This window comes from Nonomuraea sp. NBC_00507 (assembly GCF_036013525.1).
Lineage (GTDB): Bacteria > Actinomycetota > Actinomycetes > Streptosporangiales > Streptosporangiaceae > Nonomuraea.
Map to the genome: position 1 here is coordinate 7,210,104 of NZ_CP107853.1, position 21,731 is coordinate 7,231,834.

Below are 21,731 nucleotides of genomic sequence, written 5' to 3' on the forward strand. Positions count from 1 at the left end.
CCGGTGTGTTCAGCAAACTCCTCATCGCCAACCGGGGCGAGATCGCCCTCCGCGTCGCCCGCGCCTGCCGCGAGCTGGGCATCGCCGTCGTCGCCGTGCACTCCACCGCGGACCGGGACTCGCCCGTGGTGCGCATGGCGGACCAGGCCGTGCACATCGGCCCGCCGCAGCCCAGCGCGAGCTACCTCAACATCGCCAACATCATCGAGGCCGCCCGCACCACCGGTGCCGACGCCATCCACCCCGGGTACGGCTTCCTGTCCGAGGATCCCGACTTCGCCGAGATCTGCGCACAGGAGGATCTGGTCTTCGTCGGTCCCCGCCCGGAGGTGATGCAGCAGCTCGGGAACAAGGCCACGGCGCGGGCGCTGATGGCCGAGGCGGGCCTGCCCATGCTGCCCGGCACGATCGAGCCCGTCAGATCCGTCAAGGAGGGCGAGGCGATCGCCGCCGAGATCGGCTACCCGGTCATCATCAAGGCCGCGGCGGGCGGCGGCGGGCGCGGGATGACGGTGGTCCACGATCCCCGGGAGTTCGCCGAGGCGTTCACCACGACGCAGGCGACCGCCCACGCGGTGTTCCGCGACCCCACCGTCTACGTGGAGCGCTACCTCACCGGAGCGCGGCACGTCGAGGTGCAGATCATGTGCGACCTCGACGGCGAGGGCGTGCACCTGGGCGAGCGCGACTGCTCGATCCAGCGCAGGCATCAGAAGCTGATCGAGGAGGCGCCCTGCACCCGGCTGGACGCGCGGGGGCGCGCGGAGATCGGAGAGCTGGCCCTGCGGGGCGCGCTGTCGGTCGGATACAGCGGCGCGGGCACCATGGAGTTCCTCCTGGACGACCAGGGGCGCTTCTACTTCATGGAAATGAACACCCGGATCCAGGTCGAGCACCCGGTCACCGAGATGGTCACCGGCGTGGACCTGATCAAGGAGCAGATCAGGGTGGCCGCCGGGCTGCCGCTGTCGGTCAAACAGGAGGACGTCGTCCTCCACGGCGCGGCCATCGAGTGCCGGGTCAACGCCGAGGACCCGCGGCGCGGCTTCGCGCCCGCGCCCGGCCTTCTGGAGGTCTTCGAGCCGCCGGCGGGCCCATGGACCAGGGTGGACTCGGGCTACACCGCCGGCATGCAGGTCAGCCCGTACTACGACTCGATGCTCGCCAAGCTCGTCGTGTGGGCCCCCACCAGGGACGAGGCGCTCGACCGCATGGACCGGGCGCTCGGTGAGTTCCGCATCGAGGGCCGCGGGGTCAGCACGACCCTCGGCTTCCACCGCGCGGTCATCGGCCACCCGATGTTCCGCGCCGGCACGCACGACCTGAAATTCCTGGAGCAATTCAACGCCGAGAACGGCGAATTCGATGGCCTATAACGACTCTGGATCGAGCCTTCGCCGGCCGCTCATAACGTCTACGCCATGAGGGAATTCACGTTAGCCGAATTCATCGAGCTCATGGAGACCCACGCGGGTGAGCCGGATGAAGGCCAACTGGACGACACCGTCATCGACGTTCTCTTCGAACAGCTCGGCTACGACTCCGTGGCCCTGCTCGAGGTTCTCAGCCAAATCAAGCATCAATACGGCATCGACCTCGCCGAAGAAATCCTGGGCGACGTGAAAACGCCCAGGCAGGCCCTGGACAAAATCAACGAGCTCATCAACGCCTAGGGAGGCACCCGGTGGCCACGCTCACCAACGACAAGGACCTCGTCCACAACGACCCCACCAGACTCCACGCCCAGCAGCTGCTGCTGTTGGCCTGCGGCGGCCGGCTCTCGCGCGTGGTCCACGTCCTCGCCGAGCTCGGGGTGGCGGACATCCTCGCCGACGGCCCTCTGCCGGTCGACGTCATCGCCAAGAAGGCGGGCGCGCACACCGACGCGCTGTACCGGATCCTGCGCAACGCCGCGTCCGTGGGCATCTTCGAGGAGGGCCCGGCCAAGGTCTTCCAGCTCACGCCGCTGGCCGACGGCCTGCGCTCGGACAATGGCGACGGTGTGCTGCCGCTCGTCAAGTACAACAACCTCGACCTGACGGCGCGGCCGTTCGACGAGATCATGCACAGCGTCCGCACCGGCGAGCCGGCCGTGGAGCGGGCGCTGGGCATGCCGTTCAACGTGTACCTCGAGAAGAACCCCGAGGTGGGGCTCTTCTTCGACGAGTTCATGTCCTTCTGGAGCCGTCAGTTCATCGAGGAGGAGCTGGAGCAGTACCACTTCGAGCGCTTCGCCAGCCTGGCCGACCTCGGCGGCGGCGACGGCTTCTTCCTCGCGCAGGTGCTGCGCCGCAACCCGCAGATGACGGCCTACCTGTTCGACTACCCGGACGTGGTGCGCAAGGCCGGGCAGGTGCTCGCCGACCACGGCGTCTCCGCCCGGGTCACCGTCGAGGGCGGCGACCTCAACCAGGCCGAGATCCCGGCCGGCCACGACGCGTACCTGCTCAAGGCCGTCCTGCACTGGATGTCGGACGAGAAGGCCGAGAACCTGCTGCGCAGGATCCGGGCGCAGATCGGCGACACCGGCGCGCGGCTGCTGGTGTTCGACTCGGTGCTCGCGCCGGACAACAAGTGGGACCACGGCAAGTTCCTCGACGTGGACATGCTGGTGCTGTTCGGCGGGCGCGAGCGCAGCCTGGACGACTGGCGGACCCTGTTCGAGCGCTCGGGCTTCAAGCTGGTCCAGGAGCCGTCCGTTTACCACTGGACGCTCCTCGAGTGCGAGGCCGTGTGACCGCCATGACGACCGCGACCATCGATACGCACGCCCTGCGGCAGATCCTCACGGCCAACCTCGGCCTCGACGAGGACGTGCTGGATGACTCCTGGGACACCTCGCTCGCCGAGCTGGGCGTGGACTCCATCGGGGTGCTGGAGCTCCAGACGGTGATCGAGCAGAAGTACCGGGTGGCGCTCCCGGAGACGGCCGGGGAACTGAGCCCGGCCGAGATCTACGACCTTGTGGCGAATGGAGGATGACCATGGCCGGCAGCACCGACAACTCCGTCTGGATCGACGCGCCGTTCGACGTGGTGTGGAAGATCACCAACGACCTGCGCAACTGGCCCAGCCTGTTCACCGAATACGCCTCCATCGACGTGCTCGAGGAGGAGGGCAACACGGCGACGTTCCGGCTGACCATGGTGCCCGACCCCGACGGCTCGATCTGGAGCTGGGTCAGCAAGCGCACCTGGGACAAGGCCAACAAGCGCGCCGCGGCCCACCGCGTGGAGACGGGTCCCTTCGAGTACATGAAGATCTACTGGGACTACGCCGAGGAGAACGGCGGCACCCGGATGCGCTGGCAGCAGGAGTTCGCCGTCAAGCCAGAGGCCCCCTTCGACCTGGCTTCCATCACCGACCGCATCAACAAGAACACCAAGATCCAGATGGCGGTCATCAAGGAGAAGGTCGAGCAGGCGGCCGCCGCCTGACGCCGAGCGCGGGCCTTCGGCGGCTGCCCGCCGGAGGCCCCGGCAGGAGACTCCCATGACACTTGATCGCACCCTGTACGACTGGTTCGCCGCGGCTGCGGCCGCGCACCCCCAGGAGATCGCCCTCCAGACGGGCGGCGACACGCTCACCTACGCCGAGCTGGAGGCGCGCGCGGCCGGGCTGGCCGAGCGGATCGTCGAGGTCAACGGCGGGGCTCCGGCCACCGTCGCCCTGCACGCCACCCGCGCGGCCGGCACCTACGCCGGTTACCTCGCCGCCCAGCGCCTCGGCGCCGTGGTGGTGCCGCTCAACCCGGCCTGGCCGGCGGCGCGCAACGAAGAGATCGTCACCGCGGCGGGCGCGGACATCGTCCTCACAGACGGATCCGACGTCCTGCGACGGCCGGGCACGGCCGAGCTCCGCGACGGCGTCGCCTACATCCTGTTCACCTCCGGTTCGACGGGCACCCCGAAGGGGGTCCCCATCAGCCACGCCAACGTGTCCGCCTACCTGTCCTACGTGATCCCGCGCTACGAGCTGGGACCGGGCTGCCGGGTCACGCAGACGTTCGACCTGACCTTCGACCTGTCCGTCTTCGACCTGTTCGCCACCTGGGGCTCGGGCGCCACGCTGGTCGTGCCCACCCGCGGCGACCTGCTGGCGCCCGCCCGGTTCGCCGCCCGTGAGGACATCACCCACTGGTTCTCCGTGCCCTCCCTGGTGTCGGTGGCCATCCAGCTCGGACGCCTGCCGGAAGGCGCCATGCCGGCGCTGCGCTGGAGCCTGTTCTGCGGCGAGAGGCTCACCCTTGACCAGGCCCGCGCCTGGGGGGCGGCCGCGCCGAACTCCGTCATCGAGAACCTGTACGGCCCGACCGAGCTGACGCTGAGCTGCACCCAGTTCCGGCTCCCCGGCAAGGTGGAGCTCTGGCCCAGGCCGGCCAACGGCACGGTCCCGATCGGCACCCTCTACCCGGGGCACGAGGAACTGATCGTCGATGACGACGGCCTGCCCTCCGACCTGGGCGAGCTCTGCGTACGCGGTCCGCAGCGCTTCGCCGGATATCTGGACCCGGCCAGCAACAAGGGCAGGTTCGTCCGCTTCGACGGCACACGGGCGATCGTCTGCGGCGACCTGCCGGCCGCCGGTCCCGACCTCTGGTACCGCACCGGCGACCTGGTGCGCAGACAGGACGGCGGGCTGCTCCACCTGGGCCGCCTGGACCACCAGGTGAAGATTCAGGGATACCGCGTCGAGCTCGGCGAGATCGAGACGATTCTGCGCGCCCAGCCGGGCGTCGTGGAGGCCGTGGTGGTGCCCATGTCGGGCGGCGACGGGCGTACCTGGCTGGCGGCCGTGCACACCGGCGCGGACGCGGACGGCGAGGCCGGGCTCCTGGCGGCCTTGCGCTCCCGCCTGCCGAACCACATGGTGCCGCGCTCCATCAGCCGGCTGGACCGGATGCCGCTCAACACCAACGGCAAGATCGACCGCTCTGTCATCATCAAGCTCCTGGAGGACGGAAATGCAGCGGGCACTCCTCGTCATGAAAATGAGCCCGAGCGACGCGCCGCACGTAGCGCAGGCATTCGCTGATCACGACCGCTCGTCGCTGCCCACCGATATCGGGGCCGTGCGCCGCACGCTGTTCAGCTACCACGGTCTGTACTTCCACCTGGTCGAGGCCCCCGACGAGCTCGACGGCGACCTCATGGACCGGATCTACGCCTGGCGCGGGCACCCGGTCTTCGCCGAGACCGCCGAGCGTGTCAAGCCCTACCTGACGCCTTACCTGCCGACGTGGCAGGGGCCCAGGGACTCCCGGGCCACCGAGTTCTACTGCTGGGAAGCGGAGTGATCATGGATCGTAAGCAGCTCTTCGGCATGATGAAGGCGTACCAGCAGACGAGCCTGCTGCGCGCCGCCGTCAAGCTGAACGTCTTCGAGCACCTGGCGGGCGGTCCCGTCACCCCCGAGGAGGTGGGCCGCGGCGTCGGCGCCGACGCGCGAGGCGCCCGGATCCTGCTGAGCGCGCTGGCCGCCGTGCGCCTCGTCGAGTCCGACGGCACCCGCTTCTGGCTCTCCGACGAGCACGCCGACCTGCTGGTCCCCGGCCGCCCCGACTACGCGGGCGGCATGGTGAACGTCTTCGCCAGCGACTGGGAGTGGGACGCGCACAAGCGCATCGCCGACGCCGTACGGCACGGCGGCACGGTGCTCGCCGAGAACGCGGAGACCGCCGAGTACGAGTTCTGGGAGGACTTCGCCCGCTACGCCAACGTGGTCGCGGAGCCGACGGCCGACCTGCTCGCCGACGCGCTCCAGCCGTGGGCGGCCGGCCGGGACGAACTGAAGGTGCTCGACGTGGCCTGCGGCCACGGCATCTACGGCTACACCGTGGCCAGGCGCTACGAGCAGGCACGCGTGTGGTCCCTGGACTGGCCGAACGTGCTGGACGAGGCGCACAAGCACGCGGTCAGGCTGGGCGTGGCCGACCGGGTCGAGCGCATCCCCGGCGACATGTTCGAGACCCCGCTCGGCGGGCCGTACGACCTGGTGCTGGTCACGAACGTGCTGCACCACTTCTCCGCCGAGCGCGCCGCCGACCTGCTGGCGCGGACCGCGTCCGCGCTCAAGCCGGACGGCAGGCTGGGCATCGTGGGCTTCACCACCTCGGGCAAGACGCCCGCGGAAGACCCCGCGCCCTACCTGTTCGACCTGCTGATGCTCGCCTGGACCACCCAGGGCGAGGTTCACTCGGCGGAGACGTACGAGCAGTTGCTGGCCAAGGCGGGACTGGAGATCACCTCCAACGAGCCCGTGGCCAAGCCGGGCATCGACTTCCACGTGCTGCTGGCCAAGCGGGCGGCGTGATGGCCAACAAGATCTCGTTGACGGACGTCACGCCGACCAGGCGCTTCGGCTGCGACATCCGGGCCCTGCTGACGCCCAACTCTGTCGGCTCCACCTCGGGCTTCCTCGGCACGATGAACCTGGCGCCAGGGGAGATCGTGGCCGCGCACTACCACCCTTACTCCGACGAGTACTGGTTCGTCGCCGAGGGCCGGCTGTCGGTCCGCATCGACGGCGAGGAACTCCGCGCCGCGCAGGGCGATGCGTTGTTCGTGCCGCGCGGCAAGGAACACCGGATCGAGAACACCGGCGACGAGCCGGCGCTGGTGGTCTTCCACATCGCGCCGCTCGCCCCCAGCCCGGAGCTGGGGCACGTGGACGTCGAGCCGATGCCCTTCCCGGCCGCGCCCCCGCCATCAGTGGGAGGATGATCGTGAAAAGAGCAGTCATCACCGGGATCGGCATGTGCGTTCCCGGTGGGGTCGGTCGCAAGGAGTTCTGGGAGTTCATCACCTCGGGCCGGACCGCCACCCGGCCGATCTCGCTGTTCGACGCCAGCCGGTTCCGCTCGCGCATCGCGGCAGAGGTCGACTGGGACCCGATCGCCGAAGGCTTCACCGAGCACGAGGTGGCCAAGTTCGACCGGGTGCTGCAGTTCGCGCTCTACTCCCTGCGGGAGGCGCTGGAGGACAGTGGCCTGAGCGTGCAGCCCGTCGCCCCCGAGCGGATCGGCGTGGCCGTCGGCACCGCGATCGGCGCCACCATGAGCCTGGACCGGCAGTACGCGGCCACCAGCCACACCGGCGAGCGCTGGCTGGTGGACCACACCCGCGCCGACCCGTGGATCTTCGACTACTTCGTGCCCAGCTCCATGGCCAGGGAGATCGCCTGGCGGGCGGGCGCTGAGGGGCCGGCCACCGTGGTCTCGACCGGCTGCACGTCGGGCATGGACTCGATCGGATACGCCCTGGAGCTGATCAGGGAGGGCACGTCCGACGTCGTGATCACCGGCGCGTCCGACGCCCCGATCTCCCCGATCACCTCGGCCTGCTTCGACGCCATCAAGGCCACCACGCCGCGCAACGACGACCCGGAGCGGGCCTGCCGCCCGTTCGACATCACCCGCAACGGCTTCGTGCTGGGTGAGGGCGCGGCCATCGTGGTGCTGGAGGAGTACGAGCACGCCGTACGGCGAGGCGCGCACATCTACGCCGAGGTCGCCGGCTTCGCCACCCGGTGCAACGCCTACCACATGACCGGCCTGCGGCCCGACGGCGCGGAGATGGCCGAGGCGATCACCGTGTCCATGGGCCAGGCCCGGGTCAACCCGGAGGACTTCGGCTACATCAGCGCCCACGGCTCCGGCACCAAGCAGAACGACCTGCACGAGACCGCGGCGTTCAAGACGTCGCTCGGCGCCGCCGCCTACGGCGTGCCGATCAGCTCGATCAAGGCGGCGATCGGCCATGCGCTCGGCTCGGTCGGCTCCATCGAGCTGGCCACCTGCGCGCTGGCCATCGAGCACGGCGTGGTGCCGCCCACGGCCACCCTGCACGACCCCGACCCGGAGTGCGACCTGGACTACATCCCCCGGACGGCCAGGGAGGCGCGCGTCGACGTCGCGCTCAGCGTGGCCAGCGGCTTCGGCGGCTTCCAGAGCGCGGCGGTGCTGCGCGGCCCGAGGAGCTGGTCGGCATGAGCGGCACCACCCAGACGGCCACCAGGACCGTCGTCACCGGCCTGGGCGTGGTGGCCCCCAACGGCGTGGGCCTGGACGCGTACTGGGACGCGACGCTCACCGGGCGCAGTGGGCTGCGCCGCCTCACCCGATTCGACCCGTCGCAGTATCCCGTGCAGCACGGCGGCGAGGTGCTGGACTTCACGCCCAAGCCGGCCGTGCCCGGGCGGCTGATGCCGCAGACCGACCGGGTCACCCAGTTCTCGCTGGCCGCGACCGGATGGGCACTGGACGACGCCGCCCTCGACCTCGCCGCGCTGGGCCTGTACGACGTGGGCATCGTCACCTCCAACGCCTGCGGCGGCTACGAGTTCGGCCATCGGGAGCTGCAGAAGCTGTGGAGCGACGGCCCGCACCGGGTCAGCGCGTACCAGTCGTTCGCCTGGTTCTACGCGGTGAACACCGGCCAGCTCTCGATCCGGCACAACGTCCGCGGACACAGCTCCGTGGTCGTCACCGAGCAGGCGGGCGGCCTCGACGCGCTCAACCACGCGCGCCGCCTGCTGCGCAACGGCACACTCAAGGTGGCGATCGCGGGGGGCATGGAGGCGCCCCTCTGCCCGTGGGGGCTGACCGGGCAGATCCCGACCGGCCGGCTCAGCCGTGCGGGCGCCTACCTCCCCTTCCACCGCGCCGCGTCCGGCTACCTGCCGGGCGAGGGCGGGGCCATGCTCACGATCGAGGACGCGGAGGGCGCGCGGAGCCGCGGCGCCCACGTGTACGGCGAACTGGCCGGATACGCCGCCACCTTCGACCCCGCGCCGGGCACGGGGCGCCCGTCGGCGCTGCCGCGGGCCATCCGCGGGGCGCTCGACGACGCCCGGCTGGAGCCGGCCGACGTCGACGTGGTCCTGGCCGACGCGGGCGGGCTTCCCGAGCTCGACACGACGGAGGCCCGGGCGATCAGCGAGGTCTTCGGCCCGCGTGGCGTGCCCGTGGCCGCGCCCAAGAGCCTCACCGGCCGCCTCTACTCGGGGGGCGGGCCGCTGGACGTGACCACCGCCCTGCTGATGATCCGGGACGGCGTGATCCCCGCGGTGCCCTACGAGAGCGACATTCCCGACGAGTACGAGATCGATCTGGTCGCCGGGGAGCCTCGGCGGCACCCGGTGCGCAACACCCTCGTCATCGCCCGCGGGAACGGGGGCTTCAATTCCGCCCTCGTGGTCCGGGCCGCCTAACTAAGGAGTCGTCATGGCAGACAGAGAAGTTTCCGTCCTGGTCGTCGGGGGCGGGCTGAACGGACTGGCGTCGGCCCTCTTCCTGAGCCAGCAGGGCGTGGACGTCCACCTGGTCGAGCGCAACGACAAGACGGCGCAGCTGCTGCGCGCGGCGGGCGTCAGCGCCCGCACCATGGAGTTGTTCCACAGCGTCGGGCTGGAGCCGGAGATCCGCGAGCGCGGCCTGCGGCTGATCCCCGGTGAGCACTGGACCGAGCCCCACTCGCCGGTCGACCTGCTGCCGCGGGCCATCCTGGGCGCCAAGCGGCTGTCCGACATCGGCAACGGCCGCGCCTTCGTCATGGAGGAGGGCACGGTCGAGGTGGCCGACGCCAGCCCCATGGAGCCTGCCTGGTGCGGCCAGGACCGGCTGGAGCCGATGATGATCCGCGAGGCCGTGCAGCGCGGCGCGCGGATCGAGTTCGGCACCGAGATGGTGTCCTACGAGCAGGACGCCGACGGCGTGACCGCTGTGGTGCGCACCCTGGCCACCGGCGCCGAGCAGCGGATCAGGGCCCGCTACCTGATCGCCGCCGACGGCGTGACCAGCCCCATCCGCGAGTCCCTGGGCATCACCAGGTCGGGCAACGGCACCATCGGCCACGTGCTGAGCATCCTGTTCGAGGCCGACCTGGACTCGGTGGTGGAGGGCCGCAGGTTCCTCATCGCGTACCTGCTCAACGAGGCCGCGGGGCTGCTGCACCGGTTCGACGAGACCCGCTGGGTCTTCGGCCTGTTCTTCGACCCCGAGCGGCACGCCGAGGCCGAGACATCCAAGGACAAGGCGCTGGAGCTGCTGCGTACCGCGCTCGGCGAGCCGGACCTGCCCATCGACATCCAGCTCGTCAACCGCTGGCGGCTGGCCCACGACGTCGCCGACACCTACCGGTCCGGCCGGATCTTCCTGGTCGGCGACGCCTGCCACGTGCACCCTCCGGCGGGCGGCTACGGGGCCAACTCCGGCATGCAGGACGCCCACAACCTCGCCTGGAAGCTCGCCGCGGTGCTGCGTGGCTGGGCCGGCGAGAGCCTGCTCGACAGCTACGAGCAGGAGCGGCACCCGGTGGGCAAGGCGACCGCCGACCAGGCCTGGATCCGCCAGACCACCCGCAGCGAGGGCGACGGCGGGCACCCCGACCTGCGCAACTCCACCGTGATCAGCACCGGCTACCGCTACCCCGAGGGCGCGTTCGTCGGCGAGAAGGGCGGCGAGGCCCTGGAGACGGAGCTGCGCATCGACGGCCGTCCCGGGCTGCGGGTGCCGCACGTCTGGCTGGAGCGCGAGGGCGCCAAGGTGTCCACGGTAGAGCTGGCGACGGACACGTTCGTGCTGCTGGCCGCGCCCGACGGCGCCTCCTGGGCCGACGCCGCCACGGCCGCGGCCGGCGCACTCGGCATCCCGCTGTCCGCGTACCGGATCGGCACCGACCTCGCGGACGCCGAGGGCAGGTTCCTCCAGGTCACCGGCCTCACCCCGCAGGGGGCGCTGCTGGTGCGGCCGGACGGCTTCGTCGCCTGGCGCTCGCCCGGCGCCGCCGGGGACCCGCGCGTCCTGCTCCAGGACGTGCTCGAGCAGATCACCGCACGGGCCTAGGTGAGCGCGATGGCGACCATCACCACGGACGAGAAGCACTACACGCTGATCAACATCTTCCGGGTGACTCCGGAGAACCAGCGGCGCATGTACGACATCATCCTCGACGCCACCGACGTGATCACCAAGTTTCCCGGATACGTGTCGGCGAACGTGCACCTCAGCGACGACGGCACCCGGGTGGTGAACTACGCGCAGTGGCGCACCAAGGAGGACTTCGACGCCATGCGCGCGCATCCCAGCGTCCAGGAGCACTTCGCGGCCTGCCGGGCGCTGGCCGATATCGAGCCGATCTTCTGCCACGTGGAGTACACGCACGAGGTCTGATGTTAAGGTGGACTCAACCAACTGGTTGGTGGAGTCTCGCGGAGGTGGGGTCATGAGCACGGGAAGCCGACGGCAGGCACTGGTGGAGGCCGCCTTCCACTGCGTGGCGGCCCGAGGTTTCGAAGGTCTCCGCCTCCGCGAGGTCGCCAAGGAGGTCGGCATCGACCACTCGACCGTCCACCACTACTTCCCGACCAAGGAAGACCTGGTGGCCGCGGTGGTCGACCACGCCACCCGCCAGTTCTGGAAGACGATGCCGCCCCAGCCCAGCGCCGCCGCCACGATCAAGCATCACCTGGCGGTGCTGGCCGACATGATCCGCACCCGTCCCGAGTTGTTCGCGGTGCTGCGCGAGCTGGACCTGCGGGCCGCCAGGGACGCGCGCATCAGGGAGATCGTCGCGAGCAACGAGCGAGGCTGGCACGACGCCCTGCGCGAGGTGCTCGCGCAGGCGGCGCCCGGCGCCGACGCGAAGGCGACGGCCGACCTCGTCATCTCCGTGGCCCGCGGCGTCAGCCTCGCCCCGGACCTGGCGCCCGCTGTTTTCGCACAGCTCGAACTGTTGCTCGACCTGACCGACTGACGCCTGACAAAGGAGTGCACCGTGCCGGCGGATGCGATCGTCTACGCACGGCTTCAGTTCGCGCTGACCGCCGTCGCGCACTGGCTGTTCGTAGCCCTCACGCTGGGCCTCGTCACCTACGTCGTGATCATCCAAACCATGTGGACGGTCACCGGAAACCCCCGTTACGAGCGGATGACCCGATTCTTCGGCCAGCTCTACCTCATCAACTACGCGCTCGGCATCGCCACGGGCATCGTGATGGAGTTCCAGTTCGGGCTGAACTGGAGCGGGCTGACCAAGGTCACCGGCAGCGTCTTCGGCGCACCACTGGCGATCGAGACGCTCGTGGCGTTCTTCCTGGAGTCGACCTTCCTCGGCATCTGGATCTTCGGCTGGAACCGCCTCGGCAAGCGGCTGCACCTGGCGATGATCTGGCTCACCGCCGTCACCGCCTGGATGTCGGTCTTCTGGGTCCTGATGGCCAACTCGTTCCTGCAGCACCCCGTCGGGCACGCCTCCGCCGCGAACGGGCGGCTGGTACTGGCGGACTTCGCCGAGTTCGTCGGCAACCCGAACTTCTGGCACGCCATCCCGCACGCGGCGGCGGCGGCGATCACCACCGGCACGTTCTTCGTCGCCGGCGTCAGCGCCTGGCACCTCAGGCGGCTGCCCGAGGGTCACGAGGACCGGGCCGCGTTCCTGCTCCTGCTGCGCATGTCTGTCTACATCGCGCCGTTCTTCGTGTTCGTCACCGCCTTCATGGGCGGCCAGCTGCTCGACGTCATCAACGTGGAGCAGCCCATCAAGGGCGCACTGGCCGACAACGACCTCGCTTTAGCGGCCCGGCTGCAGGAAGAGATGGTCGCCAAACACGGTCCCGGTGAATACATCCCGGTCCACGAGTTCATCTACATCACCCGCACGGTCATGATCTGGTCGGCCATCACTCTGCAGGCCGTGTCCGTCATCACCGCGCTCATGACCATCAAGATCTCGCTGCTGCTCACCCGGTTCGCCTGGCTGCTGCGGGTGTTCCCGTGGCTGATCCCGGTGCCGTTCCTCGCGGCCACCGCGGGCTGGCTGTTCCGGGAGGTGGGCCGCCAGCCGTGGGCCGTCTACGAGATCCTCAAGACCGAGGACGCGATCAGTCCCGGGCTGACCAGCGGCGTGCTGCTGACCTCCCTCATCGTCTTCACCCTGGTCGTCGGGGCACTGGCCGTCACCGACTGGCGGCTGCTGGCGAAGTTCGCCCGCCGCGGGCCCGACGCCGCCCAGCTGGGCTCCCAGGGCCAGGAGACGGACACTGACGAAGAAGAAGAGCTCGCGATCACCGGAGGTCGGCTGTGACCTGGCACGCTGCTTGGCTCGTCCTCACCGGGCTGATGTTCGCCGGATACCTCCTCACCGAGGGACGCAGCATCGGCATCGGGCTCATCCTGCCCGTGCTGGGCAGGAGCGACCGCGACAGGGACGCCGTCGTCGACACGATCGGGCCGTACTTTCTCGGCAACGAGGTGTGGATCGTCTCCGTGGTGGGCCTGCTCATCGGCGGCTTCCCGGTCTTCGAGGGGACGCTGCTGTCCGGGCTCTTCCCGCTCTTCGCCGCGTTCGCGCTGGGCATGGTGGTGCGCGGCGCTTCCTTCCACTTCCGCCGCCGCCACCCGTCGCCGCGCTGGCGGCGCGGCTGGGCCGCCGCCATCACCGCCGCCAGCCTCGTGATCGCGCTGGCGCTCGGCGCGATCGCCGCCGCGCTGCTCCACGCCCTGCCGCTGCGGCCGGACGGGGTGCTGCCGCTGACCGCAGGGGTGCTGTTCACCCCGTTCGGGCTGGCCTGCGCGCTCACGTCCGTGCTGTTCTTCGCGCTGCGTGGGGCGGCGTTCGCGGCGACCAGGACCCGGGGGCCGCTCGCCGGGCGGGCCATCGGGCTCGCCAGCCTGCTCACCCGGCTCGCCCTGGCCGGCGCGGCGATCTCCTTCGGCGTGGGCCTGCTGGCCGCCGACGTGCGGGCCTCCGTGCAGCAGCCGATCGTCGTGTGGGTGCTGGCCGGCGTCGTCGCCGTGGCGCTCGTGGTGTGCGACGTCTTCGCGATGCGGGCCGCGCCCCGGCGCGCGCTCGCCCTGTCGGGAGTCGTCCTGCTCGCCGCCGCGGCCGCCGTCGCCGTCGGCCGCCTGCCCTACCTGCTCGTCTCCCAGTACGGCGACTCGGCCGGCATGACAGTGGCCGAGGGCAGCGCGGATCCGGTCGTGCTGGCGCCACTGTTCTGGGTCGTGGCCGTGCTGGTCCCGTTGCTGGCCGCCCTCCAGTGGTGGGCGGGACGTCTCTACCGCACCGCCAGGACCGGCGCGCGCGCCTACTTCTAGGTGGAGGAACAGATCATGACCGTGCAGCTTCAGGACGTGACCGACGCGCGGGCGCTGCTCTGGTCGGGCCGCGACGAGGCCGAGTGGGAGTCGGGGCGGCGGCGGCTGGCAGAACGGCTGGCAGAGCGACCGGTTACGGCCGCGGAGTTCGCCGCCGTCGCCGGCGAGTGGAACGCCTGTGAGCGCGGCGACGGCCCGGTGCGCGGCGCGATCGTCGCGGCGGACGCGGCGGCCGCGCTGGCGGCCCTGCCGGGCGCGCGGCCGTCCGCGGCGCTGCGGCGGCCGGTCGCGCTGCTCTTCCCCGGGCAGGGTGCGCAGCACCGCCGGATGGCCGCCGGCCTGTACGGGTTCGAGCCCGTCTTCACCGCCGCGATGGACGAGCTGTTCGACCTGCTCGGTCCCGACGGGGAGGAGGTGCGGGCCGACTGGCTCGCCGACGAGCCCCGGGTCCCCGTCGACGAGGTGTCGCGGGCCCAGCCGCTCCTGCTCGGCGTCGGCCACGCGCTGGCGCGAACGCTGATCGGCTGGGGGCTGCGGCCTGGGGCGTTGCTCGGGCACAGCGTGGGGGAGACCGTCGCCGCGGTGGTGGCGGGGGTGTTCTCCCTGGAGGACGCGGTGGCCACGATGCGGCACCGCGTCGCGGCCGCCGCCTCTCAGCCGCCCGGCGGCATGCTGGCGGTCGGCGCCGCCGCCGAGGCGCTCGCCCCCTACCTGCGGGGCTCAGTCGTGGTGGGGGCGGTCAACTCGCCCCGGCAGACAGTGCTCGCCGGTCTGGCCGCGGAACTGGGCGCCGTCGCCGACGACCTGCGGGAGGCCGGGTTCATGGTGGTCCCCGTGCCGTCGCCGCTGGGCTTCCACAGTCCGGCCGTGGACGAGCTGGCCAGGAGCGGGCTCGACGTGCTCGGCCGCGTCACGTACAGCCCACCGGGGCTGCCGCTCTACTCCGCGTACACGTGCGCGCCGCTCACCGCGGAGCAGGCCGGCGACCCGTGGTTCTGGGCCAGGCAGGTGGCCGACCCCGTGCTGTTCTGGCCGGCGCTCGACCGGCTGCTGAACGACGGCGACTTCCTCCTCGTCGAGGCGGGGCCGTCGCAGGGCCTCATCACCGCCTGCCGCCGCCACCGGTCGGTGATCAGGAAGAAGAGCGACGTGACGGCCTTCCTGCCCGCCCGCCCCGGCACGGCGGAGGCCGACAGAGCCGCCCTGCTGACGGCCGCGGCGCGGATCTGGACGGAAGGGCACGACATCACGCCGTGGTGACCCCCGCCAGGTAGGGGGCGGCGCTGCCCGCCGCCACGCGGGGCATCTCCCGCACCCCGATGATCGCGAGCGCCGCGGCGTGCCCGTCTCGCCGCGGCAGGTCCGTGAGCGCCACCCGGAGCAGCGGGCGCCCGCGGAAGCCGAGCAGGCGCGCGGGCTGATCGGGAGGGGAGACGATCACGTGCGACATGGGCACGCGCAGCCCGTCACCGGTGGCCTTCAGCACGGCCTCCTTGCGCGTCCAGTAGGCGATGAATCCGGCCACGGGGTCGGCCGTGCGCCCCAGCGCCTCGGCTTCGACATCCGCGAGCGCCGCCTCCACCAGCGCCGTGCTCCGTTCGGCGACGCGCTCCACGTCGATGCCCACGGGCCCCACGCCGCTGATCGCCACAGCCACCCAGCGGCCGGAGTGAGACACCGAGAGGTGCAGCTCGTCGCCGGGCAGGCGCGGCTTGCCGTGCGGGCGGGCACAGGCCGGGCAGTCGCGACGCAGCGGCACGTCGGCGGCAGGCACGCCCAGGCGCCTGCCGAGCATGATCCTGGTGATCGCACAGCCCAGGATGAAACGGTGGCGGTCCGCCGGGGCACGGTACTTGCCCTTGCGGAGCCGTTCCACGGGGTCGAGGAGCTCCTCATGCCAGGCCCGCACCTCGCCGAGCTCGGCCCACCACACCTCGCAGGTCATCCGGCTCGGTCCGGGAGCGCGGCGGCCAGGCCGTCGAGCAACAGCTTCAGGCCGAAGCGGAAGCGCTCCCCGCACGGGGCGTCCGGCGCCGAGGCAAGGTGGGGATGACGCCCTTCCGGCGCGTGCCGGCACGCGGCAAGGCTGGGGTGACGTCCGTCCGGTGCGTGCTGGTACGCGGCGTCGGCGATCGCGTACAGCAGCAGCCCGGTCAGCGCCGCGGCGCGGGTCGCCTCCGGCAGACCGGCCGCACGCATGATCGCCAGCATTCCCTCCCTGACGCGCAGCCCCTGCGGGCACACCGGAGACTCCAGCGCGGCTCGCGCCACGCCCGGATCGACCAGCAGCGCCTCGCGCAGCCCGGCGGTCGCCTCCTCCAGCTGCTCCCGCCAGCGCCGCGGGTCCGCGTCGGGCACGCGGACCCCGGCGAGAATGCCCTCGAGCGTGATCGGGGGCCTGCGGGGCGGGGTCGTGCGCGGAGGCCACCAGGCGGGCAGGCGGGCCGCCGTCGGCAGCAGGTCGGTTTCCATCGGCTCACTCCGCTCAGTCACTCGCCCTCTACTGTGCCGCGCCACGACCGAGAATCGATTGAGGACCGATGGAGCGTCCCGCCCGTGCGCCGGGGTTGCGGAGCACGGGCGGGGGAGTGGGTGTGTCAGTCCCTGTAGGGAGCGACCGTGATCTTGTCGATGGCCGGGGCGTACTGGGAGCGGAGGAGCACTCCCGGGAAGGTCTCCGACGCGTAGGTCTTGCCGTCGAAGTTGGGCAGTTCCTCGGCGGAGAACCGCACCGTGTTCTCGCCCTTCTGCAACTGCACCGGGACCGTGAGCTCCCAGAAGTTGTTCTCGTGGAAGGAGTGCGGGAACAGGACGCGCTGCGGGGCGGCGCCGTTCACCGAGATGTCGGCGTGCCTGGCGAGCGGGTCCGGGTTGTAGTGCGTCGCGGGCGACTGCTCCGGGTTGGAGTAGCGGACGCGCATCGCGTACGTGCCTGGCTTGTCCGCCTGGACGGTGAAGGTGAGCGTGTTGGCGTTGCCCGGCGTGCCGCCGACCCCGGTGACCGCGGCCTTGCCACTGGCCAGGGAGAGCTGCGCCGCCTTGGCGGTGCCGGCCAGCTGGGCGGACTCCGCCTCGTAGGCGGTGCCGGGCAGCGCGCCGGCGGCCGGGCGCACCTCCAGCCGGTCGACGAGCGCCGTGCCGGACGCGCCGGTGACCGTGACCTTGTTGACGCCGCCGGACAGCGACACCGTCCTGGTGGAGCCGTCGCGCCGGGCGTCCTCCATCACCTGGATGCCGTTGACGGATATCGTCGCCTGGCCGGAGCCGAGCAGCTTGAGGTCGAGGACGGCCGCGGCGTCCCGGGCGGAGTAGACCCAGAACGTCACCGACTTCCCGCGCTCGGCCGCCACGACACCCGAGCCGCCGACGCCGTCGCCCTTGACGTCGTAGGCGATGCGGGCCCCGCTCAGGTCGGCCAGCTCCGCCTCATAGATCGAGGTCGCCGCCGCCGGGTTGGCCAGCGACAGCCGGATCCGGTCCACGATCGCGTCGCCCTTGGTCGCCTTGGCGCCGTCGAGGCTCCGCGCGGCCAGGGAGATCACGTGCTTGCCCGCCTTGAGTTCCACGGTGGTGCCGGCGTGGTCCCACACGACCCACTTGTAGCCGAGGGGCAGGAACAGCTCCTGCTCGGCGGCGCCGTCCACGCGGACGAAGACGTTCGTGGGCCCCTGCTCCCGCACCCGGTCGAAGGTGTTGAGCGAGTTGGCGAAGACGCTCAGGTCGTAGCGGCCGTCCTGCGGGACCTCGACGGTGAAGTCGAGCACCCCGTCGGAGCCTGTCCGCAGCCCGCCGACGTCGTAGCGGCCGGAGGTGTAGAACTTCGACACGTCCGAGGGCGAGCCCTCGGGGCCGTTGCGGGTGTAGCCGCCGCCGGTGTACTTGGCGTCCTCGGCCTCGTAGGACTGCTCCCACAGCTTGGGCGCGGGCGCCGTCACCGTGCCCGCGCCCTCGGGGCTGAGCACGATCTCGTACGCCGACGACTCCTTCAGCCGCGGCAGGCCGCCGCTGCCGAAGTCGAACGCCACGGTGCCGTCCTCGACCTTGACGTCACGCTCGGCGATGATCTCCGGCTGCGCCGAGTCGCCGATCTGCCCCGTCCACGGGATCTCGCGGATCCAGGCGTGAACGGTGCCGGAGCTCGCGCCGAGGACGTCGGCGGGGACGTTCTCGAAGCGGATGTGCCCGGCGCTGCTCGCGCCACCGAAGATCGTCCGGGCCTGCTTCTTGGCCGGGTCGAGGGTGGCGACGCCCTGCAGCGTGTAGTTCTGCCCTGGGAACGGCGGCGTGACCTGCACGGTGTGCCCGCTCATGCCGCCGTAGGCGTTGAGCAGCCACCACTGGCCGTTGGCGCGGTTGGCCTGCACGGCGGAGTCGGACAGGTTGCCGTCGATGTTCCAGTACGCGATGTCGGCGTCCACCTTCGACTCCTCGATGGCCGACACCCACTGGATCATCTGGCCGGGCACCGAGGTGTGGTAGTTGAAGGCGTACTCGTTGACGTTGATCGGCAGCTTCTTCCCGGCGTACTCGGTGCCGGCGAAGACCTCGGCCTCCCAGCCGCGATAGCGCTTGACGCTCTGCCGCACCTGCTCGGGGTGGCTGAGCTCGTGCCAGGTCATCACCTCGGGCACGGTGCCGGCCTGGACGGCGTGCTGCAGGAAGCCCTTCACCTGCGAGTACAGCACGCTGGTGTTGGGTCCGGCGATGCGGGCCTGCGGCATCTTGCCCTTGATGAGCGCATGGACCTCGTCCCACGCCCTGAAGTAGTCCGTCGGGTCGTTGAGCCAGCTCTTGCGGTTGTAGCTCCACTCACCGGTGCCGAACATGTTGCCCTCGGGCTCGTTGAACGGCACGAAGACGATGTTGTCCTGATATTTCGGGTCGAGCGCGAGGACCTGGTCGACCTGCTTGGCGATCTTCTCCTTGAACAGGTCCATCTTCTCCTGCGGCGTGCTGCCCGGCCACTGGTACGGGAAGCCGCGGTGGATGTCGGTCATGTAGATGTACACGTCGCCATCGGTGCTGTCGGCCAGCGGCTTGACCACTTCGAGGGCGTCGGCCCCCGGGTGCTGCGGGCCGTCCTGGGCCTTGGTCGAGACCGTGCGCAGGCGCATGCCCTCGATCAGGTTGTTCGTCGGCACCCCGGGCCCATACAGGCCGTAGAGCGTGCCGGACGCGCCGCCGTGGAAGGCGCCGGTGTCCTTGGCCAGGTCGATGACGAGCTGGCCTTCGCGGATCACCGTGACGTTGGCGGTGACGGGCCGCCCGCCCGCCGTGCCCGTCACGGTGAACGTCCCGGCCTTGGCGTAGTCCTCGGGGTTCACCTGCGCCCAGGTGATGGCCAGGTCGCGGTCATAGCCGTCGGAGAAGGTGGCGCGGACCGCGGCCGGCAGGGACGGCGCGGTGCCGATGAACGTCCGCACCGCGAAGGCGTCCTGGGTCAGGCCGGTCGGGGTGGGGACCTGGCCGCCGGCGAGGGCGGCGACCTGCTCGGCCGTCAGCGCCGCGCCGTAGACGCGGAAGTCGTCGATCGCGCCGTCGAACAGCGGGTCCGGATAGAACGAGCGGCCGATGAAGCCGGCGGACGTCGTGGCGGCGTCGATCAGCTGCGCGGCCGTCACGTTCGTGGCGGCGGAGGCGACGGCGACGCCGTCGAGGTAGGTGGTGACGCGCTTGGCGGCCGTGTCGAGGGTGACCGTCAGCGTCTTCCAGGCGTTCGCCGGCAGCGGGGCATAACCCGTGACCTGGGCCTCGCCGCCCGCCGACGAGGCGGTGACGGCCGTGCGCAGGCGGCCGTCGCCGTTGTACGGCGTGGTGAACAGGTAGCGGCTGGTGTCCTTGCCCAGCGCGTAGATCCACTGCCAGGGGGCGGTGGTGCCGTCCCACTTCACCCGGGCAGACACGGTCAGATCGGTCTTGCCTTGGATGGCGGCCAGCGGCAACCTCACGTAGGCGCCGTTGGAGGTGGGCGCGCCGCCGGGCAGGCTCAGCGCGTGACCTCCTCCCGAGCCGTCGACCAACGACGCGGTGGAGCCGTTGACCAGCGTCCCGTGCAGACCGTTGCCCGAGGAGTCGGTGACGGAGCCGGTGCTGACGTCGTCGGCGTCGAATTCGTAGACGAGGGCGGGAGCAGGCGGATCGGCCGCTGCCGCGACCGGGACGCCAAGGGTTAACGCGAGGGTGAGGGCGGCCGGGAGGAGCCCGGCGCGCATGGCCTTGGTGATGCTCGGAAAGGTCATCACGATGTCCCTAGGTCATGTGAGCGCTAACAAGTCCGAGGGAGTCGATCCGCAACGCAACCGAGGGTTTCGCGTAGGTTACGTAGCCGCGGCGCGCACGTCAATGGGGTGGTTTCCCACCGTTTCCGGCAAGTCACGATTCGGTATCTTCCGTCGCCCGCGCTCTTGACGCCTGCCTCCTGGAGGAGTGACAGTCGAGCCCAATCGTTGAACCGGTTCGCCGATGCCGATGAGGCACCGTCCAGGGAACTCTGGGCGCAGGCGTCGTCCGGGCGACGATATGAGGGAGTCCGCAACGCAACTGTCGAACCGGTTCAATGATCAGGAGGTGAGAGTGGCGACGATCGGAGACGTGGCCCGGGAGGCCGGGGTGAGCCGCAGCACGGCGTCGTACGCGCTGTCAGGCAAGCGGCCCATCTCGGAGGAGGTCCGCCGGCGGGTGCTGGCGGCGGCCGAGGCGCTGGCGTACACGCCGAACGCCGGCGCCCGCGCGCTCGCCACTTCCCAGACCAAGGTCCTCGGTCTGCTCGCCCAGTTCCACGAAGACGAGTTCGCGCCCGCGATGATGCAGTACATCCTGGGCGTCACCGACACCGCCCGCGACCTGGGCTACGACACGCTGATGGTCACCGAGGCCGACGGCGCGCGGGCCCTGCGGCGCATCACCGATTCCCGGATGGTGGACGGCGTCGTCCTGATGAACATCGCGGAGGACGACCCGCGGCTGCCCATCCTGCGCGCCGCGCCGCAGCCGGGCGCCCTGGTCGGCCTGCCCGGCGACTGCTCGGGTCTCGACGTGTTCGACCTGGACTTCGAGGAGGCCGGCCGGGTCATGGTGGAGCACCTCCACCGCCTCGGCCACCGCGAGCTCATCCTGATCTCGCAGCCCGAGCACGTGGTCGAGCGCGGCGGCGCGTACGTGTGGCGCCTGCGGGACGCCGCGCAGGAACGGGCGCGGCAACTGGGCGTCACCCTGCACGCGGTGTACGGCGAGTCCCGGCAACCCGCCGTCGGCCGCCTGCTCAACGGCCTGCTCGACGCCTACCCGGCGGCGACCGGCCTGCTGATCAACAACGAGGCGGCCGCCGCCGCGCTGCCGTCGGTCACCTACCAGCGGGGACTGCGGGTCCCCGAGGATCTGTCGGTCATCGGGCGTTACTCCGAGGAGTTCGCCGCGACCTTCTCCCTGCCCTATTCCTTCATCGAGAGCGCACCCGACCGCCTCGGCTCCATGGCGGTGCGCCAGCTCGTGCGCCGCGTCGAATCGGCGTCGGCCCGCGACGAGTCGTTCGTGGTGCGCTTCATCTCTCCCGAACTGGTCTCCCGAGGCAGCACCGCCGTCCCGGGAGCGCCGCTCCCGCCTCCGCACGCCCGCTGAACCCGGGCCTTTACCCCCC

General features: G+C 71.0%; 21 protein-coding genes. 18 read left to right on the forward strand and 3 right to left on the reverse strand.

Annotated features, from left to right (window positions below):
- Positions 1-5: 5 nt before the first annotated feature.
- Genes accC through OHA25_RS34775 form a run of 17 tightly spaced genes read left to right on the forward strand, consistent with a single transcriptional unit; the run spans position 6 to position 15,355 of the window.
- Positions 6-1,376, forward strand: coding sequence for an acetyl-CoA carboxylase biotin carboxylase subunit (gene accC / locus OHA25_RS34695; RefSeq protein WP_305917183.1), 1,371 nt, complete (start codon positions 6-8; stop codon positions 1,374-1,376).
- A gap of 45 nt (positions 1,377-1,421) precedes the next feature.
- The gene (locus OHA25_RS34700; protein ID WP_327581124.1) at positions 1,422-1,673 is read left to right on the forward strand and encodes an acyl carrier protein; all 252 of its coding nucleotides are present in this window, start codon (positions 1,422-1,424) and stop codon (positions 1,671-1,673) included.
- Positions 1,674-1,684: 11 nt separating this feature from the next.
- Complete coding sequence (locus tag OHA25_RS34705; protein WP_327581125.1) at positions 1,685-2,737, forward strand: methyltransferase; 1,053 nt, start codon at positions 1,685-1,687, stop codon at positions 2,735-2,737.
- A gap of 5 nt (positions 2,738-2,742) precedes the next feature.
- Positions 2,743-2,982, forward strand: a complete 240-nt coding sequence (locus OHA25_RS34710; RefSeq protein WP_327581126.1) for an acyl carrier protein — start codon at positions 2,743-2,745, stop codon at positions 2,980-2,982.
- 2 nt (positions 2,983-2,984) lie between these two features.
- Positions 2,985-3,437 carry an SRPBCC family protein gene (locus tag OHA25_RS34715; protein ID WP_327581127.1) on the forward strand — a complete coding sequence of 151 codons (453 nt, stop codon included), beginning with the start codon at positions 2,985-2,987 and terminating at the stop codon, positions 3,435-3,437.
- Between the two features lie 55 nt (positions 3,438-3,492).
- The gene (locus OHA25_RS34720) at positions 3,493-5,034 is read left to right on the forward strand and encodes an AMP-binding protein (protein WP_327581128.1); all 1,542 of its coding nucleotides are present in this window, start codon (positions 3,493-3,495) and stop codon (positions 5,032-5,034) included.
- A complete protein-coding gene (locus OHA25_RS34725; protein ID WP_327581129.1) occupies positions 4,991-5,296 on the forward strand; it encodes a TcmI family type II polyketide cyclase in 306 nt (101 codons plus the stop codon). Before OHA25_RS34720 ends, OHA25_RS34725 begins: the two co-directional genes overlap by 44 nt.
- Positions 5,297-5,298: 2 nt before the next feature.
- On the forward strand, positions 5,299-6,312 hold the full coding sequence (locus tag OHA25_RS34730; RefSeq protein WP_327581130.1) for a methyltransferase: 1,014 nt from the start codon (positions 5,299-5,301) through the stop codon (positions 6,310-6,312).
- A complete protein-coding gene (locus tag OHA25_RS34735; RefSeq protein WP_327581131.1) occupies positions 6,312-6,722 on the forward strand; it encodes a cupin domain-containing protein in 411 nt (136 codons plus the stop codon). The genes OHA25_RS34730 and OHA25_RS34735 overlap by 1 nt, the downstream gene beginning before the upstream one ends.
- Entirely contained in the window at positions 6,719-7,990 is a 1,272-nt protein-coding gene (locus OHA25_RS34740; protein WP_442941931.1) for a beta-ketoacyl-[acyl-carrier-protein] synthase family protein, read from the forward strand. Before OHA25_RS34735 ends, OHA25_RS34740 begins: the two co-directional genes overlap by 4 nt.
- A complete protein-coding gene (locus tag OHA25_RS34745) occupies positions 7,987-9,210 on the forward strand; it encodes a ketosynthase chain-length factor (RefSeq protein WP_327581132.1) in 1,224 nt (407 codons plus the stop codon). The genes OHA25_RS34740 and OHA25_RS34745 overlap by 4 nt, the downstream gene beginning before the upstream one ends.
- A 13-nt stretch (positions 9,211-9,223) precedes the next feature.
- The gene (locus OHA25_RS34750) at positions 9,224-10,843 is read left to right on the forward strand and encodes an FAD-dependent oxidoreductase (RefSeq protein ID WP_327581133.1); all 1,620 of its coding nucleotides are present in this window, start codon (positions 9,224-9,226) and stop codon (positions 10,841-10,843) included.
- A gap of 9 nt (positions 10,844-10,852) precedes the next feature.
- Positions 10,853-11,170, forward strand: coding sequence for an antibiotic biosynthesis monooxygenase family protein (locus OHA25_RS34755; RefSeq protein WP_327581134.1), 318 nt, complete (start codon positions 10,853-10,855; stop codon positions 11,168-11,170).
- 52 nt (positions 11,171-11,222) lie between these two features.
- The gene (locus OHA25_RS34760; RefSeq protein ID WP_327581135.1) at positions 11,223-11,753 is read left to right on the forward strand and encodes a TetR/AcrR family transcriptional regulator; all 531 of its coding nucleotides are present in this window, start codon (positions 11,223-11,225) and stop codon (positions 11,751-11,753) included.
- A 21-nt stretch (positions 11,754-11,774) separates the two neighbouring features.
- The gene (locus OHA25_RS34765; protein ID WP_327581136.1) at positions 11,775-13,082 is read left to right on the forward strand and encodes a cytochrome ubiquinol oxidase subunit I; all 1,308 of its coding nucleotides are present in this window, start codon (positions 11,775-11,777) and stop codon (positions 13,080-13,082) included.
- A complete protein-coding gene (locus OHA25_RS34770; protein ID WP_327581137.1) occupies positions 13,079-14,095 on the forward strand; it encodes a cytochrome d ubiquinol oxidase subunit II in 1,017 nt (338 codons plus the stop codon). Before OHA25_RS34765 ends, OHA25_RS34770 begins: the two co-directional genes overlap by 4 nt.
- A gap of 15 nt (positions 14,096-14,110) precedes the next feature.
- Complete coding sequence (locus OHA25_RS34775; protein WP_327581138.1) at positions 14,111-15,355, forward strand: acyltransferase domain-containing protein; 1,245 nt, start codon at positions 14,111-14,113, stop codon at positions 15,353-15,355.
- Here the strand turns inward: OHA25_RS34775 and OHA25_RS34780 are convergent.
- The 3 genes from OHA25_RS34780 to OHA25_RS34790 form a co-directional block, all read right to left on the reverse strand.
- Entirely contained in the window at positions 15,342-16,040 is a 699-nt protein-coding gene (locus OHA25_RS34780) for a 4'-phosphopantetheinyl transferase family protein (protein WP_327581139.1), read from the reverse strand. The genes OHA25_RS34775 and OHA25_RS34780 overlap by 14 nt on opposite strands.
- Entirely contained in the window at positions 16,037-16,567 is a 531-nt protein-coding gene (locus tag OHA25_RS34785) for a TetR/AcrR family transcriptional regulator C-terminal domain-containing protein (RefSeq protein ID WP_327581140.1), read from the reverse strand. Before OHA25_RS34785 ends, OHA25_RS34780 begins: the two co-directional genes overlap by 4 nt.
- Positions 16,568-16,692: 125 nt before the next feature.
- Complete coding sequence (locus OHA25_RS34790; RefSeq protein WP_327581141.1) at positions 16,693-20,334, reverse strand: LamG-like jellyroll fold domain-containing protein; 3,642 nt, start codon at positions 20,332-20,334, stop codon at positions 16,693-16,695.
- A gap of 334 nt (positions 20,335-20,668) precedes the next feature.
- Here OHA25_RS34790 and OHA25_RS34795 point away from each other — a divergent pair, with 334 nt between their 5' ends.
- Positions 20,669-21,712 (forward strand): LacI family DNA-binding transcriptional regulator, encoded by a 1,044-nt coding sequence (locus OHA25_RS34795; protein ID WP_327581142.1) that lies wholly within the window; start codon positions 20,669-20,671, stop codon positions 21,710-21,712.
- The last annotated feature ends 19 nt before the right edge of the window (positions 21,713-21,731 follow it).

Excerpts from the sequence above, each read along its gene's own strand:
- OHA25_RS34755 (WP_327581134.1), top strand. The coding sequence starts at position 10,853 with ATGGCGACCATCACCACGGACGAGAAGCACTACACGCTGATCAACATC.
- OHA25_RS34760 (WP_327581135.1), top strand. The coding sequence starts at position 11,223 with ATGAGCACGGGAAGCCGACGGCAGGCACTGGTGGAGGCCGCCTTCCAC.
- OHA25_RS34785 (WP_327581140.1), bottom strand. The coding sequence starts at position 16,567 with ATGGAAACCGACCTGCTGCCGACGGCGGCCCGCCTGCCCGCCTGGTGG.
- OHA25_RS34735 (WP_327581131.1), top strand. The coding sequence starts at position 6,312 with ATGGCCAACAAGATCTCGTTGACGGACGTCACGCCGACCAGGCGCTTC.
- OHA25_RS34745 (WP_327581132.1), top strand. The coding sequence starts at position 7,987 with ATGAGCGGCACCACCCAGACGGCCACCAGGACCGTCGTCACCGGCCTG.
- OHA25_RS34725 (WP_327581129.1), top strand. The coding sequence starts at position 4,991 with ATGAGCCCGAGCGACGCGCCGCACGTAGCGCAGGCATTCGCTGATCAC.
- OHA25_RS34780 (WP_327581139.1), bottom strand. The coding sequence starts at position 16,040 with ATGACCTGCGAGGTGTGGTGGGCCGAGCTCGGCGAGGTGCGGGCCTGG.
- OHA25_RS34740 (WP_442941931.1), top strand. The coding sequence starts at position 6,719 with ATGATCGTGAAAAGAGCAGTCATCACCGGGATCGGCATGTGCGTTCCC.
- OHA25_RS34710 (WP_327581126.1), top strand. The coding sequence starts at position 2,743 with ATGACGACCGCGACCATCGATACGCACGCCCTGCGGCAGATCCTCACG.
- OHA25_RS34775 (WP_327581138.1), top strand. The coding sequence starts at position 14,111 with ATGACCGTGCAGCTTCAGGACGTGACCGACGCGCGGGCGCTGCTCTGG.
- OHA25_RS34720 (WP_327581128.1), top strand. The coding sequence starts at position 3,493 with ATGACACTTGATCGCACCCTGTACGACTGGTTCGCCGCGGCTGCGGCC.
- OHA25_RS34730 (WP_327581130.1), top strand. The coding sequence starts at position 5,299 with ATGGATCGTAAGCAGCTCTTCGGCATGATGAAGGCGTACCAGCAGACG.
- OHA25_RS34790 (WP_327581141.1), bottom strand. The coding sequence starts at position 20,334 with ATGACCTTTCCGAGCATCACCAAGGCCATGCGCGCCGGGCTCCTCCCG.
- OHA25_RS34750 (WP_327581133.1), top strand. The coding sequence starts at position 9,224 with ATGGCAGACAGAGAAGTTTCCGTCCTGGTCGTCGGGGGCGGGCTGAAC.
- OHA25_RS34715 (WP_327581127.1), top strand. The coding sequence starts at position 2,985 with ATGGCCGGCAGCACCGACAACTCCGTCTGGATCGACGCGCCGTTCGAC.
- OHA25_RS34700 (WP_327581124.1), top strand. The coding sequence starts at position 1,422 with ATGAGGGAATTCACGTTAGCCGAATTCATCGAGCTCATGGAGACCCAC.